Raw genomic sequence first — 13,057 nt, 5'->3', positions numbered from 1 at the left:
TATTGATTAGGATTCCTACAAACCAGCCCTGGCCTAGGCTTTACCCATGGACTACCCCAAGACTTCTTTAGTCGCCAATGGCTTGTTGGCGGTGCCAGAAACCGGATCAACCAACCAGGATCTTCTGGCTCTAGCGGACTCTAAGAACCATCCAGAGTTTTTTACCCTAATAACGGAGTATCAAACTGCCGGCCGTGGCCGCCTGGATAGAAAGTGGCAAGCAAATCCTGGCAGTTCAGTGATGGCTTCGGTTTTGCTTCGACCGCGCTTCAAAGACCCAGCCGGTATCGGCTGGCTTAGTTTGATGATGGCCGAGGCAATCAGAACCGCGCTCGCCGAATTGGATATTGATTCCAAAATCAAGTGGCCAAACGATGTATTGGTAGGTGGTCTAAAAGTCAGCGGAGTATTGGCGGAAGCGAACTCAGATCTGTCTGCTGTAGTGGTCGGATTTGGAATAAACGTGAATCAAAGCGTCGAGGAGCTTCCCACTAGCTTGGCTACTTCTTTATTGATAGCCGGAGCGAGCTCTGTTGATCGAGATGCTTTACTGGCCGAGGCCCTTAGTTGTTTCAAGGTTCTTTACCTAGAGCTTCTGGATGCTGGCGGTGATGCGGTAGCTAGCGGCTTGCGAGCAAGAATAACTGCATCATCAGCAACCATCGGAGAGCTCGTTGAGGTTTCATTCCCCGATGGGACGTCCGCTGTCGGGGAGGCAATCAGTATTGACGAGGGGGGCAGGGTGCAAGTTTTGACTTCCACCAAGACACTTTCGGTATCTGCTGGTGACATCCTGCACCTAAGAACCGCCAAGCGAGAAGATTAGACAATGAATCAAAATTCCGAAACCAAGCTGGTTCGACTTCGTCCAAGAGCAGCCAATTTGTTTGTGCCGACATTGGTATTGGCCGCCAGCTTGTTTTCACTCATGTATTTTTCGGAACTGGTTTCCGCCGATTTGTATCAAATTGTATTTTGGTCAGCGATAGTTGTCGCCGCTTTATTTTGGCTACTCCCGCTATTAAATTGGCTGGCTTCGTCTTTGGTTGTAACCGATCAGAGAGTCATTAATCGCTCAGGGCTGTTTGGATTACGTAGGAAGGTGGTCCAACTTTCGGAGCTTTCTTCGATTGCGTTGCAGCGGCCTAATCTGATTCGCGGCAAAGTGATTTCGCTACTCAAAGTCGATGGCCAAGAGATTACTATCAGCGGCTACTCTAGAACCAAGCTGCTAGCCGCAACCATCGAAGCTGAGGCAAGCAAAACTCTTTAGTTTAAGGATCACTGCGTTGACTAGCTACCGCGTTGGAGTAATTGGCGGTGGTCAACTTGCCCGGATGATGATTGCCCCCGCCATCGACTTAGGCATTGAACTAAAGGTTCTGGCCGAAACCGAAAACTCTTCCGCCGCTGCCGCAGCCACACTCGTTGGAGACTTCACTGACCTTGAAACAGTTACCAATTTTGCCAAGACTGTTGATGTAATCACCTTCGATCACGAACACGTACCAATTTCAGTCTTGGAGCAGCTAGAAAAGCAGGGCATCTCGGTTCAACCACCATCCAAAGCCCTAGCTCATGCACAAAACAAACTTCTGATGCGTAAAGCGTTAGAAAAAATCGGCGCCCCAAATCCAATTTGGGAGGCTGTGTCCACAGCCTCGCAGTTGGATCAGTTCATCAAAGAACACGGACCAGAAGTTATTGTCAAGACACCCATCGGCGGATATGACGGTAAAGGCGTTCGAGTAGTGAGTTCTTCGGAACAAGTTTCAGATTGGCTAGCAGAACCCACGATCTCTTCCCTCGGAGGGCAGTTACTGGTTGAGCAGAAAGTTCAATTCAAAAGAGAACTTGCTCAGCTCAGTGCTAGAAATCCAAATGGTGAATTCGCAAGCTGGCAAGTTGTGGAGACAAGACAACAAAACGGAGTCTGCTCCGAAGTGTTATCGCCAGCGCCAAACACAACGGCCGCACTTTCCGCAAAAGCTGTCCAGATCGCCAAGTTGATTTCAGAATCCCTTGGGGTCACCGGAAATTTGGCAGTGGAAATGTTTGAAACTGAAGCAGGGGAACTGCTTGTGAATGAACTAGCCATGCGACCACACAACTCCGGTCACTTCACCATTGAGGGTTCAGTCACGTCACAATTCGAACAACACCTGAGAGCTGTTTCGAATCTTCCTCTTGGCAAAACGGATTCAGTAAAGAAGGTAGCGGTAATGGCAAACCTTCTTGGGGTCTCGGACTCGAAGAACTTTATGGATAACTACCCCCAAGTGATCTCCAATTTCCCAGAGATACAGATTCACTCCTACGGAAAGTCTCCGCGACTGGGCAGAAAGCTCGGGCACATAACCGTCGTTGGCGACAACCTTGAGGCTTGTCTAAAGACAGCCGAAGCTGCCAGGAACCAACTAAACAAGTAATATTTGATTAGTAGATGAATCGAGAGGGTTTCCAATTTCAAATCCACTAGTAGCAGTTGTAATGGGTTCCGATTCAGACTGGCCAGTCATGTCTGATGCCGCTCAGGCGTTAAAGGATTTTGGAATCGAGTATGAAGTCGAAGTTCTTTCAGCGCACCGCACTCCAGAACGAATGATTGAGTGGGGAAAAAGTGCTGCTTCGCGAGGTATAAAGGTAATCATTGCTGGCGCCGGAGGCGCCGCGCATCTTCCTGGAATGCTTGCTTCTGTAACCACCCTTCCTGTCGTTGGTGTTCCGGTTCCACTCGGAAAACTTGATGGCATGGATTCTTTGCTCTCGATAGTTCAAATGCCCGCTGGCATTCCGGTTGCAACTGTTTCTATTGGTGGTGCAAAAAATGCTGGAATACTTGCCGTGAGAATCTTGTCAACCGGAAATAAGCAATTGGAACAAAAGTTAGTTGACTACGGCGTATCTCTTTCAGATCTAGTTGCAGAGAAAAATACTCAGCTGCAGAATCAAATTAGAAATAGCTAGAGCAACTTTTTATACAGCACGTTTTCGATAAGAGTTTGGTTGATTTTTAGCTGTCAATTTCCTGAGAGCGGCATATTTCTTTCTTGAATTACCGGAAAAATCCTTTACAACGAGCTAAATTCTGGGGATTTTTTGAAAATAGAAATCGCAGGTCTTTCTTGCCAAAATTGGCACCCCTTGCGTTTTGCATTGCCATTTTACAAAGTTCAACCTAGGCTTGAAGGTACGTGAGGAGTGCGTTATGAAAAAAGCCTTTATTGTCGCGCTTGGCCTAGCTACAGCCCTAGTGCTCACCGGCTGCACCCTCTTTTACCCAAACTCTGGGAGCCAAGAGGACCTTATCGAACCCTCTGTTTCATCGAGCGAAGCCCCGGCTGAAGAAACCAGCACCGGGCAATCCGCCTCGCCATCGCCTTCACCTTCTGTCTCACCAACCATGGCAGTAGCCCAGTTGCAGATCCTCTACACAGATACCTCGGCTGGCGTATTGAACGTGGTTGCAGAGGTTATGAATTTTGCCGAGGATGGTGGAAGTTGCACCCTTAGTTACTACACGGGAACCACTGCCACCGCCGTTGTAACCGTTAAGGCAGAGCGCAACGTAACTTCAACCCAGTGCTTTCCATTCAACGTAGATTTCTCAGCGGTACCGAAGGGTGCTCTCGAGCTAACTGTTAAGTATGAGTCCGCAAATCACTTTGGTGAATCTGAAAAATTTGAGGTGACTGTTCCTTAATGGCTAAGATAATCGGAAAATTCTGGTCGATGTTATTGATTGCCGCGATGTCGGCAGTTGGAGTTGTTGCGTTGGAGAGCAAAAGCACTCCAGCGGAAGCTGCTAATGCCGCTTGGTTTAACCCGGGGCAGATTATTAGCGACAGCGCTTTTTATACTCCAGGAACCATGTCCGCCGCGGACATCCAAAGATTCTTAAATGGAAAAGTTGCGGTTTGTAGAGCAGATCCAACAAGGCCAGGCTGCTTGAAGGACTATCGACTAAGCACACCTGAAGTGGCAGGTGTCGCTGGAAGATGTTCATCACTACCAGCAAAAACAAACATCAGCGCAGCTGAACTTATTTATGACGTTTCCATTGCTTGTGGAATCAGCCCAAAGGTTCTTCTTGTGAAGTTGCAAAAAGAGCAGGGACTAGTAACCTCAACCAACCCAAGTCCTCGCGCATATGAATTCGCACTTGGAATGGACTGTCCAGACACGCCTTCGGGTTGTAGCGCAGCTTCTGCAGGATTCTTTTGGCAGCTATACAAAGGTGCTGGTCAATTGAATTGGTACAGCAACCCAGCTGGTTCGTTCACCTGGCTAAGACCCGGAGCAACAATTAGTCGTCCTTACCAGGCAAATAACCCTGGTTGTGGAGCACAGTCATTCGTTCTAGAAAACAGAGCAACCGCAGCTTTGTACTACTACACCCCTTACGTTCCAAACCAAACTGCCTTAGGAAACCTTTACGGTGTGGGAGATGTTTGTAGCGCATACGGAAACCGAAACTTCTTCCGCGATTACACCGACTGGTTCGGATCCACAATTGGCGGTAGCTTCCTAATGAAGGGCGATGGCCCTGATGTGTTCATGATTGTTGACGAGACCAAGTACAGAATTCCGTCTCCCGAGTTACTAACATCTTTGGCTCCCCTTGGACCACTTGCAACAGTGCCAAATGCCCACTTGGATCGTTTCACCACCATCGGCGACATGAATGCGCTTGGACGAAACGCTGTTGACGGCAGTTACTTCTTTATCCACAACGGATCACGCCTACCCTTTGCAAACTGTGACGAAGTCGCAGCTTGGGGTTTGAACTGCGCAAACGCAATAACAATGACTGGTTCTCAAGTCAGTGCGCTCGTTGCTGGCGAGGCGATGTCTGCCCTGGTTGGAAGATTTGTTTTGGAAAATGGCAACCTGCGCGATGTAGCGGCTCCGGTAACTCCTGCTCCAGAAACTGATCCGGCGGCCCCGGCTCCAGAAGCTGCCCCGGCGGCTCCGGCTCCGGCAGCGCCCGCTCCGGTTTCTACTTACACAGTTGCTAGTGGTGACTCACTAAGTGGAATTGCATCACGCTTTGGAACCACGTCTAGAAACCTGATGACCATCAACGGGATCACAAACGCCAACTTGATTCGCGTTGGCCAGGTTATAAAGCTTTCTGGTGACGCCGCTCCAGCTGCGCCCGCACCTTCAGCTCCAGCACCTTCAGCTCCAGCAGCTCCAGCACCGACGGCTACCGCTGCGCCAACCACTTACACTGTTGTAGCCCGTGACACCCTGAGTGGTATCGCATCACGCTTTGGGACCACTTCTAGAAACTTGATGTCACTCAATGGAATCACTAACGCCAATCGCCTAAGAATTGGCCAGGTACTAACAATTGTTGGTGCCGCTGCGCCAGCCGCACCTGCGCCGGCAGCACCGGCACCGACGACTCCGGCTCCAGCCGCACCGGCCCCAAATGCGAGCGGAACAACAACCTACAAAGTAGTTGCCAGGGACACTCTGAGCGGCATTGCCGCTAGATTTGGCACCACCACCAGGAACTTGATGAGCCTGAACGGGTTAACAAACGCGAACTCAATTCGAATTGGCCAGGTACTAACGATTGTGGGAACCCCAACCGCCGCCGCTCCCGCAGCCCCAGCTTCCACATCAACGCCAAGCACCACTTACACAGTTGTGGCACGTGACACCTTGAGTGGCATTGCCGCTCGTTTTGGCACCACGACCAGGAATCTAATGGCCCTTAACGGGATAACCAATGCCAACATGCTCAAGGTCGGACAGGTTCTAAGGCTCGCCTAGAAACTGGTTTAGGTCTGGTTTGATCCAGAGAAGGTACCTTGGCTTTATGGAACAGGATCTAATTGATGCTTAGTCGAATTTCTGGTGTCACCAAAAACTATGACTGGGGCTCTAAGGACTTAGGGCCAAATTTCTTCGGGCTAGAAAGATCAAGTAAACCAATTGCTGAAATCTGGTTTGGTACGCACCCGCTTGGTGAAAGCGAGACCATCGGGGACAGCAAATCTCTTTCAGAAAGTCTTGGCAAGAAACTTAGCTTTTTGGTGAAGTTCCTTTCGGCTGAGCGCGCGTTATCCATTCAGGTCCACCCAAACGCTCAGCAGGCTAAAGATGGCTTTCACTTTGAGCAATCTCTCGGGATAGACCTAGATGATCCAAAGAGAAACTACAAGGACGCTTCACACAAACCCGAAGCACTTATTGCCTTGACCTCCTTTGAAGCCCTTTGTGGTTTTCGCCCCAAGGCAGATCTGATTCATGTCTTTAGTGCCTTTGGAAAATCCGAACCAGAGTTTGACGTACTTGCCAAAAGCCTTAACAAAGGCGGATCTCTAGAGGAGATTTTCCAGTCTCTGATTGCAAACACTGAGCTTGCTAAGCGATTCACCAGGTCTGTTGATTCTTCTCAACCAGACTCAGTTGCCAACAAGTCCAGGGCACTTGTTGAGAGATTGCTAACTCAATTCCCCGATGACACCGGAGCGCTAGTTGCTTTGATGCTCAACGAGGTTTCTCTAGAGCCAGGCGAAGCCATTTACCTTCCAGCAGGAAACATCCACGCCTACCTATCGGGACTTGGACTCGAGGTTATGGCCGCCTCTGACAATGTCTTGCGAAGCGGGCTAACTTCAAAGCACATTGATGTTGCCGAGTTAGTAAAGCTTGCTGATTTCACAGAGCTAGCAGAGCCAAAGGTAAGACCTAGGAAACTTGCCGAAGGGTTGATTGAGTATCCGGTTGATTGTTCGGAGTTTCGGGTCTATCGCGCCGAGGTCTCGGGAAAGAACCTGCTGGCGGATCTGGACTTGCCAGCTAGCGCAATGGTGGTTTGCACCGCAGGTGAGGTTGCTGTTAGCACCAGCTTGGAAGAGCGGGAAGTGCTCACTAAGTCCCAGGTGGTTTTTGCATCAGCGGCTAAGAAGCTAAGCCTTAGTGGCAGTGGAACGGTTTTTGTAGTCCTGGGGGACTAGCTAAGCGCCTTCCAGGCGCTTTCAACTATTTCAACTAAAGAGTTCTTGGCTTTCCAGCCCATGGTTGCTTCAATTCTTGACGCGTCAGCAATCAACCTTGCTGGGTCTCCCGCCCTTCTAGCAACAATTTCGTATTCGAAATCAATACCAGTGGCTTTTTGAATCTGGTGAATAACCTCTAAGACAGTTGAGCCAGTGCCAGTTCCAACATTGAAGGTTTTGAACTCGCGCTGGCCTAGTTCTAGGTAGTCCAGTGCCTGGATGTGAGCCTGCGCTAGATCTAGAACGTGGACATAGTCGCGAATGCAACTGCCGTCTGGAGTGTCGTAATCAGCACCATAAACTTTTGGCTTGTTGTTTTTGCTGATGGCTTCAAAGAAAATTGGAATCAGGTTCAGCACTTCAGTGTCTGCTAGGTCGTCCCAGCCTGCTCCTGCAACGTTGAAGTACCGAAGATTAACATGACGAAGACCCCAAGACGTTTCGGCGTTAGCAGCCATCCACTCGCCGATTAGCTTGGTTTGACCGTAAGGGTTAATCGGTGAGGCGGTCTCGTCTTCAGAAACCAAGTCAACATCTGGAACTCCGTAGGCAGCTGCGCTGGATGAGAAAACTAGTTTCTTGACCCCAGCGCCTCTCATGGCTAGAAGGAGATTTGCCTGGCCACCAAGGTTCTTGTTGAAATATTCCTCAGGGTTTTCCACCGAGGCTCCAACCTGCTTAAGAGCTGCTAAATGGATCACGGAGTCAACCTTGTGTTTGGTCATTAGCCCTTCAACAGCTCCCACCGCGGAGGGCTCAGCCAGGTCGATTCGATAGCTTGTTAAGCCCGAAACCCTTGATTCTTTGCCGGTAGAGAGGTCATCGACCACTATTACCTCGGTGCCTGACTCGTTAAGCAACCGGGCCACATGGGACCCGATATAGCCTGCACCGCCAGTGACCAGAACGCTCATGTTCCAAGGATACTTGGCTCAAATGACCTAGACAGGCCAGTAAACCTGTGGAATTCAACTTGACAAGAGGGCAATAACAGCGATGTAATTACACGGATGAAACTATTTGCCAGATTCCACCGCCTGGCAACCAATCGAAGGGGACAGCACTAAATGGAAAATCGTGGAAAGGTTCCCGATAACTGGTTTATCGACCCACTACTTCTAGGCGTCGCAGGTGCCTATACAGACTTTGAACAAGACCCACTTTCTTGGCAAGCAGATGCACTTTGTGCACAGACTGATCCAGAGGCTTTCTTTCCTGAAAAAGGTGGATCCACCAGAGACGCGAAAAGAATTTGCACCGGTTGTGACGTAAAGGCGCAGTGCCTCGAGTACGCACTTGCTAACGACGAGAGATTTGGAATCTGGGGCGGGCTTTCCGAAAGAGAAAGACGCAAACTCAAAAAGCGTGCCTAGTTCGCAAATAGAGCTGAAAGTTATTTCATGACAGCCAATGTTTGCGCGATAGTTCTAACACACGATCAACCTCAATATCTAGAACGAGTTCTGGCTGATGTTAGAAACCAATCAATAGCACCATCAAAAGTATTGGTTGTCGACACATCAAAAAAATCGTCAAGCTCCAACTTAGGTTTTGAGGTTCTCAAGCTTGATTCCAAAACTAGATTTGCTGCGGCAATTGACGCCGCCGTGCAGCACATGTCGGCGGAAGGTTATTTGTGGATACTCCACGATGACAGTGCACCAGAGCAAAGAGCCTTAGAGCAGCTACTTCGTGAGGTTGAGCTAAGCCCGTCACTGGCAATTGTTGGACCAAAACAAGTCGATTGGGAAAACCCCAAGATAATCAAACAACTCGGTTTGACCTTGACCCGAACCGGCAGGTTGTTTAGTCGCGTCAGAGGTGAATTCGACCAAGGGCAGCACGACCACGCTGAAGACGTGATGGCAGTTGGCACTGCCGGAGCGCTGGTAAACGCCGGGGTTTACAAGTCCCTTGGAGGGTTTGATAAAAATGCCCCGGTATACGCAAGCGATGTCGACTTTTCAATTCGCGCCAGGCTCTCAGGGTTTAGAGTCGCGGTTGCCCCAAACGCCAGAGTTTCCCACAAGATGCTATCGATGCAGGGAGCCCGCCCACTTAGCTGGCTGGGCACAAGACCAGCAACTGCAATTAGGCAAGCCGAGCTTCATCTGGCCTTGAGCTACGCGAACCCAGTTTTACTTTTGCTTGGCTGGCTACTGCTTCTTCCTGCGGCAGTGGTGAATTCACTGCTACTGGTGCTTAGGTCACGAGCCTATGCAATAATCCCTGAGATCACAGCTTCCTTTTTGGTTTTCCTAGGCCTGAAAAAGGTCTTGCTATCAAGATCAAAGATTCGCCAAACCACGTCAGCAAAACTTGGAAGTCTGTCTGGACTTCGGGCCACAACGCAGGAAGTTAGAAACGACAATAAAAAAGCCAGAGATGAAGAAGACTCAAAGAGATTACTTACCTCTCATGCAATGGGCGAAACCGAACAACTTCAGGTTGCACCAAATTCGGGATTAGTGGCTTCGGGTGCAATCTGGTGGGCGCTTGGATTAGTTGCGCTAAACCTCCCTTGGGTTCCCACAAATGTATCGGTTTCCGGTCCAGGTGTTCTTCCAATCTCTTCAAACTGGTTAGAAATATTCGGCCAAGCTGGTTCAACCTCGCACTCCATCGGCTTGGGTTTTGTTGGTGCAGCAGACCCTTTGGTGTGGGCCCTTAGCTTGCTAAGTGTTCCACTGTTTTTCCTACCCCCTCTAGCCCTCACTTTGTTTATGTTCCTAGCAACACCAATTGCTTTTGTTGGTGCATTTAAGCTTTCGGAATTGGTCTCGTCCAAAAACATAGTTCGAATTGTTACTTCTTTAAGCTTTGCGTTATGGCCGGCGCTCACCGGAGCTTTATCGCAAGCTAAGTTTTCTCAGGTGCTAGCAATTGCACTGCTACCTTGGCTGCTTTATTCGCTTGCTCGAGTTGCAAGAATCGGACAGAAAGACTCCACAAGATTCCCAAGAACTCATGTGGGGACGGCGGCAATTTTGCTGGCCTTGATCGCAGCGAGCTCTCCAGTGCTCGGGGTTGTATTACTAGCCCTGGTGGTAATAACCGCAGTATTGCGCCCAACCAAGATCGTGCCCCTAGTGGCCTCAACCTTGCTCGCTTGGGCTTGGTTCCTGCCCCTGGTGATTGAACGAGCAGTTGCTGGCAACTGGATTAGTTTGCTGCTTGATCCTGGCCTAAGTGTCTCGGATGGCTTGGAAGCTAACTGGAAACTTGCCTTTTTTGGGTTCGGGTTTGATTCACTCAGCTGGGGGTTATTCATAACGGTCCCAGTGCTTGTCTTCGCGTTGCTGGCTCTGCTAGCCCCCAAGCTTTCAACCACCCTGCCGCTTTGGGCAATTGCGCTGGTGGCTTTGGCTGCCAGTTGGGTGGCAGTCGGCATTGATTTTGATTTAGGAAATGGCTCAAGAATCGGAATCGATGTAACCGCTCTTCTTGGCTTGTTTGGCCTCGCGCTAGCTTTACTGTTGGCACACCTTGCCGACACTTCCGTGGTGCTTCGAATTAGCTCGCTGGCAACGGTCGCGCTCTTGGGTTTGCTACCCGCAGCTTTCCAAATGGTTACTAATCCGCCAGACGTTTCTTACTCAGATGGTCGAGTAGTTCCTTCAATTATTCAAGCCGACGTTATGGCCGATAGTTACTGGCGAACCCTAAAGCTCGAATCCACAGCCGAGGGTGGTCTGGTTGCGCAAGTTTTCACTGGAGACGGAGTAAAGCTCAATCACATTTCGAGCGGTTACAAAATTTCCAGCACTACGAACCCAGCCGTTAATCCGGACTATCAAGAGCTTGGCCAATTAGTTGCCAACTTAGCCTCGGCTAACGGAGCAGAGATTTTTCCAACTCTTGAAAAGTTTGGCATTGGATATATTCTTGTGAATCCAGTTGATAGAAATCTTCAGCTTGCTCTTGATTCAACTAGAGAACTTGAATCAATTGGAGTTACAGACTTTGGTCAGCTGTGGAAGGTGGAAAACATTACACCTGGGAGCCAAGCCCAGCCTCTTGACTTTGGATACGTAAAGCTAGGTCAGCTCGCGATTTTGGTTTTCTTAGTCTGGTTTGCAATCCCAACAAGGCGCAGAAAAAGACGCAAAGACAAGGACAGCGAAATTTTCATTGACTCCGAGGAGGCCAGCTGATGATTAGTCGAGCGATAGCGCTTATTGCAACCTCACTTTTGTTGGCAACTGGTTTGGTTTTTGCTCCTCCGGTAACTGTGTCGATTGATCTGGGTTCCGCTAGTGGAAGTTTCGATGTCAAACCTGCCGACCAGAGTGTTGTTTGCCCTGGGCCACTTTTTGTATCCGGTGGCGCTAGCGGAACAGATCTTGGGGCTTTTGATAGAACTGGCTCCACAACCCTTCGATACTCAGCCGATGGAACAGGATTGCTAGAAGTTAAGTCAATTGCGGCCGGAGATCCTGGCGTCGTATCACTTGGATCCGGCCGTATTTCTTCGATAAGTGAAATAGCAAATGCTACCGAGCTAAAAAACACTGGAACAGCCGCGGGTTCGCCGCAAGGCTCGATGGTGGTTACCGGTAGCACCACGCAGCTAGTGGCAATTGATACCATGCGAGGCTTGGCCGCCGCTAGCTGCCAACAGCCAAGCAACGATATCTGGTTAGTAGGTGGATCAACCGCTCCCGGTCGTGAAGCGTTGCTAATTCTCACAAACCCAACACCCAATGATGCAACAGCGGATCTCAAGATTTACACAGACCTCGGTGAAATAGAAGTGGCTGGTCTTTCTGGAATTTCAGTGCTTGCAAATTCCACCACGGTGCTATCTCTTGCAAGTTTTGCACCAACCGTGGCGACCTTGGCGGTCCACGTTCAAGCATCCGGTGCCAAGCTCGCGGGCTGGATTCAACACCGAGTAATGAACGGAACCGAGTCCCTAGGTGTTGATTTTGTTGTGCCTTCACCACCGCCTCAGCTGGTTTCGGTAATCCCTGGTTTTGTGGTTCGTGGCACAGAAGCAATCAACCAAGTTGCTGTGACCGAGGCCGTTTCCGATGCGGGGCACTCGCTTCGCGTGTTTGCTCCAACGGGAGCAAACGTGATTGTTCAGATTGTTTCAACTAGCCCAGATGTTTTTGGCGCGGTTATAACGGGAGTTATTGAACCTGGAACAGTGAGAGATTTCCCAATAACCGATTTGCTAGATGGAAACTATTCGGTGTTTGTGACCTCTGACCAACCGGTCTATGCAACCGCGAAGGCTGCTATGGGTAACGATGAAGGCACACCACGAATCGACTTCACTTGGCTCAGCGCTGCAGAGCCAATCACTAGTTCACGAGCTTTAATGACATCTGGCATTGTCCCACCAGATGGGGCGTCTTATATCGTTTTAGGCAACCCGCTTAATGAAACACGAAGCGCCACAGTCACCAGTTTGGAAACCGGCGTCAAAACGGTTATTGCAGTGCCAGCTCTTGGGTCTTCGTCGCTTGGTATTACCGGCGCGGTGGCTATTTCTAGCGACAGCGAGATTTTTGCTTCAGTGGCGCTTTTGTCTGGCGGTCAAATTTCTTCATTAGCGATTACTGATCCGACAAATATCGGTAACTCATTCCTGGTTCGCTTCCGCTAGCGGTTGTAGTAATCCGGAACCAAGTCCCACGGGTCTATATCCAGTAGGTCTGCTATTGCCTCAAATACCTGCTGCTCTACCTTGAGTCTTTCCTCGAGCATTGATTTTCTAGAGTGCGAACCAAAGCGTTCGGTGGGAATTCTATAAATCGTAATGTGATTCCGATCGCCATCTACTTTCCATCTCGGAATATCAGTTTCACTATCAGAAGCGGAGGGCTCAGATCTAACCGACCAAGTTAGCCCTTCGAGATCTTCGGCCCAAATGCCTTTCAAATACTCCATTGCGGTGTCGACATACTGCTCAAAACTGTGTGAACGAGTTTGGCCGAATTTGAAGAGTCTGCTTAGCAGCGGCCTTCGTACACCGCGGCCATGGCGATCGCGGTGGGCGTTGCGCGATTTCGAAGGTTTAGCCATGGCCCCAT

The 13,057-nt window shown here is 49.8% G+C and carries 12 protein-coding genes; 10 read left to right on the top strand and 2 right to left on the bottom strand.

All coding sequences use genetic code 11. The features are described from left to right. The first annotated feature begins 46 nt into the window (after window positions 1-46). The 7 genes from AC9UFE_RS02225 to manA all read left to right on the top strand — a co-directional run bounded on the left by AC9UFE_RS02225 (window position 47) and on the right by manA (window position 6,974). On the top strand, window positions 47-826 hold the full coding sequence (locus AC9UFE_RS02225) for a biotin--[acetyl-CoA-carboxylase] ligase (RefSeq protein WP_509545353.1): 780 nt from the start codon (window positions 47-49) through the stop codon (window positions 824-826). Window positions 827-829: 3 nt separating this feature from the next. Further along, on the top strand, window positions 830-1,273 hold the full coding sequence (locus AC9UFE_RS02220) for a PH domain-containing protein (RefSeq protein WP_509545352.1): 444 nt from the start codon (window positions 830-832) through the stop codon (window positions 1,271-1,273). A 16-nt stretch (window positions 1,274-1,289) separates the two neighbouring features. Then, the gene (locus AC9UFE_RS02215; protein ID WP_509545351.1) at window positions 1,290-2,429 is read left to right on the top strand and encodes a 5-(carboxyamino)imidazole ribonucleotide synthase; all 1,140 of its coding nucleotides are present in this window, start codon (window positions 1,290-1,292) and stop codon (window positions 2,427-2,429) included. Between the two features lie 61 nt (window positions 2,430-2,490). Next, window positions 2,491-2,967: a 5-(carboxyamino)imidazole ribonucleotide mutase gene (purE, locus tag AC9UFE_RS02210; RefSeq protein WP_509545350.1), complete on the top strand. Its 477-nt coding sequence runs from the start codon at window positions 2,491-2,493 to the stop codon at window positions 2,965-2,967. A gap of 241 nt (window positions 2,968-3,208) precedes the next feature. Continuing rightward, window positions 3,209-3,703: a hypothetical protein gene (locus AC9UFE_RS02205; protein WP_509545349.1), complete on the top strand. Its 495-nt coding sequence runs from the start codon at window positions 3,209-3,211 to the stop codon at window positions 3,701-3,703. Continuing rightward, entirely contained in the window at window positions 3,703-5,784 is a 2,082-nt protein-coding gene (locus AC9UFE_RS02200; protein WP_509545348.1) for a LysM peptidoglycan-binding domain-containing protein, read from the top strand. The genes AC9UFE_RS02205 and AC9UFE_RS02200 overlap by 1 nt, the downstream gene beginning before the upstream one ends. A 65-nt stretch (window positions 5,785-5,849) precedes the next feature. Further along, window positions 5,850-6,974, top strand: coding sequence for a mannose-6-phosphate isomerase, class I (gene manA / locus AC9UFE_RS02195; RefSeq protein WP_509545347.1), 1,125 nt, complete (start codon window positions 5,850-5,852; stop codon window positions 6,972-6,974). Here the strand turns inward: manA and galE are convergent. Then, window positions 6,971-7,930 (bottom strand): UDP-glucose 4-epimerase GalE, encoded by a 960-nt coding sequence (gene galE / locus AC9UFE_RS02190; protein ID WP_509545346.1) that lies wholly within the window; start codon window positions 7,928-7,930, stop codon window positions 6,971-6,973. The two genes, manA and galE, sit on opposite strands and share 4 nt — an antisense overlap. A gap of 153 nt (window positions 7,931-8,083) precedes the next feature. On the opposite strand from galE, the gene AC9UFE_RS02185 reads away from it, so the two are divergent. Genes AC9UFE_RS02185 through AC9UFE_RS02175 form a run of 3 tightly spaced genes read left to right on the top strand, consistent with a single transcriptional unit; the run spans window position 8,084 to window position 12,630 of the window. After that, window positions 8,084-8,389 carry a WhiB family transcriptional regulator gene (locus tag AC9UFE_RS02185; protein ID WP_509545345.1) on the top strand — a complete coding sequence of 102 codons (306 nt, stop codon included), beginning with the start codon at window positions 8,084-8,086 and terminating at the stop codon, window positions 8,387-8,389. Window positions 8,390-8,416: 27 nt separating this feature from the next. Next, window positions 8,417-11,170: a glycosyltransferase family 2 protein gene (locus AC9UFE_RS02180; RefSeq protein ID WP_509545344.1), complete on the top strand. Its 2,754-nt coding sequence runs from the start codon at window positions 8,417-8,419 to the stop codon at window positions 11,168-11,170. Next, entirely contained in the window at window positions 11,170-12,630 is a 1,461-nt protein-coding gene (locus tag AC9UFE_RS02175) for a DUF5719 family protein (RefSeq protein ID WP_509545343.1), read from the top strand. The genes AC9UFE_RS02180 and AC9UFE_RS02175 overlap by 1 nt, the downstream gene beginning before the upstream one ends. On the opposite strand, the gene AC9UFE_RS02170 is transcribed toward AC9UFE_RS02175, so the two are convergent. After that, window positions 12,627-13,049: a hypothetical protein gene (locus AC9UFE_RS02170; protein ID WP_509545342.1), complete on the bottom strand. Its 423-nt coding sequence runs from the start codon at window positions 13,047-13,049 to the stop codon at window positions 12,627-12,629. The two genes, AC9UFE_RS02175 and AC9UFE_RS02170, sit on opposite strands and share 4 nt — an antisense overlap. Window positions 13,050-13,057 lie beyond the last annotated feature (8 nt).

Source organism: Rhodoluna sp. (assembly GCF_044239955.1).
Taxonomy (GTDB): Bacteria; Actinomycetota; Actinomycetes; order Actinomycetales; family Microbacteriaceae; genus Rhodoluna.
The sequence above is the reverse complement of the archived record's forward strand: the minus strand, read 5'-3'. Positions and strand labels throughout refer to the sequence as shown.

Bases quoted from the DNA above. Each gene is read 5' to 3' on its own strand.
- AC9UFE_RS02225 (WP_509545353.1), top strand. From the start codon at position 47: ATGGACTACCCCAAGACTTCTTTAGTCGCCAATGGCTTGTTGGCGGTG.
- AC9UFE_RS02220 (WP_509545352.1), top strand. From the start codon at position 830: ATGAATCAAAATTCCGAAACCAAGCTGGTTCGACTTCGTCCAAGAGCA.
- purE (WP_509545350.1), top strand. From the start codon at position 2,491: ATGGGTTCCGATTCAGACTGGCCAGTCATGTCTGATGCCGCTCAGGCG.
- AC9UFE_RS02205 (WP_509545349.1), top strand. From the start codon at position 3,209: ATGAAAAAAGCCTTTATTGTCGCGCTTGGCCTAGCTACAGCCCTAGTG.
- AC9UFE_RS02200 (WP_509545348.1), top strand. From the start codon at position 3,703: ATGGCTAAGATAATCGGAAAATTCTGGTCGATGTTATTGATTGCCGCG.
- manA (WP_509545347.1), top strand. From the start codon at position 5,850: ATGCTTAGTCGAATTTCTGGTGTCACCAAAAACTATGACTGGGGCTCT.
- galE (WP_509545346.1), bottom strand. From the start codon at position 7,930: ATGAGCGTTCTGGTCACTGGCGGTGCAGGCTATATCGGGTCCCATGTG.
- AC9UFE_RS02185 (WP_509545345.1), top strand. From the start codon at position 8,084: ATGGAAAATCGTGGAAAGGTTCCCGATAACTGGTTTATCGACCCACTA.
- AC9UFE_RS02180 (WP_509545344.1), top strand. From the start codon at position 8,417: ATGACAGCCAATGTTTGCGCGATAGTTCTAACACACGATCAACCTCAA.
- AC9UFE_RS02175 (WP_509545343.1), top strand. From the start codon at position 11,170: ATGATTAGTCGAGCGATAGCGCTTATTGCAACCTCACTTTTGTTGGCA.
- AC9UFE_RS02170 (WP_509545342.1), bottom strand. From the start codon at position 13,049: ATGGCTAAACCTTCGAAATCGCGCAACGCCCACCGCGATCGCCATGGC.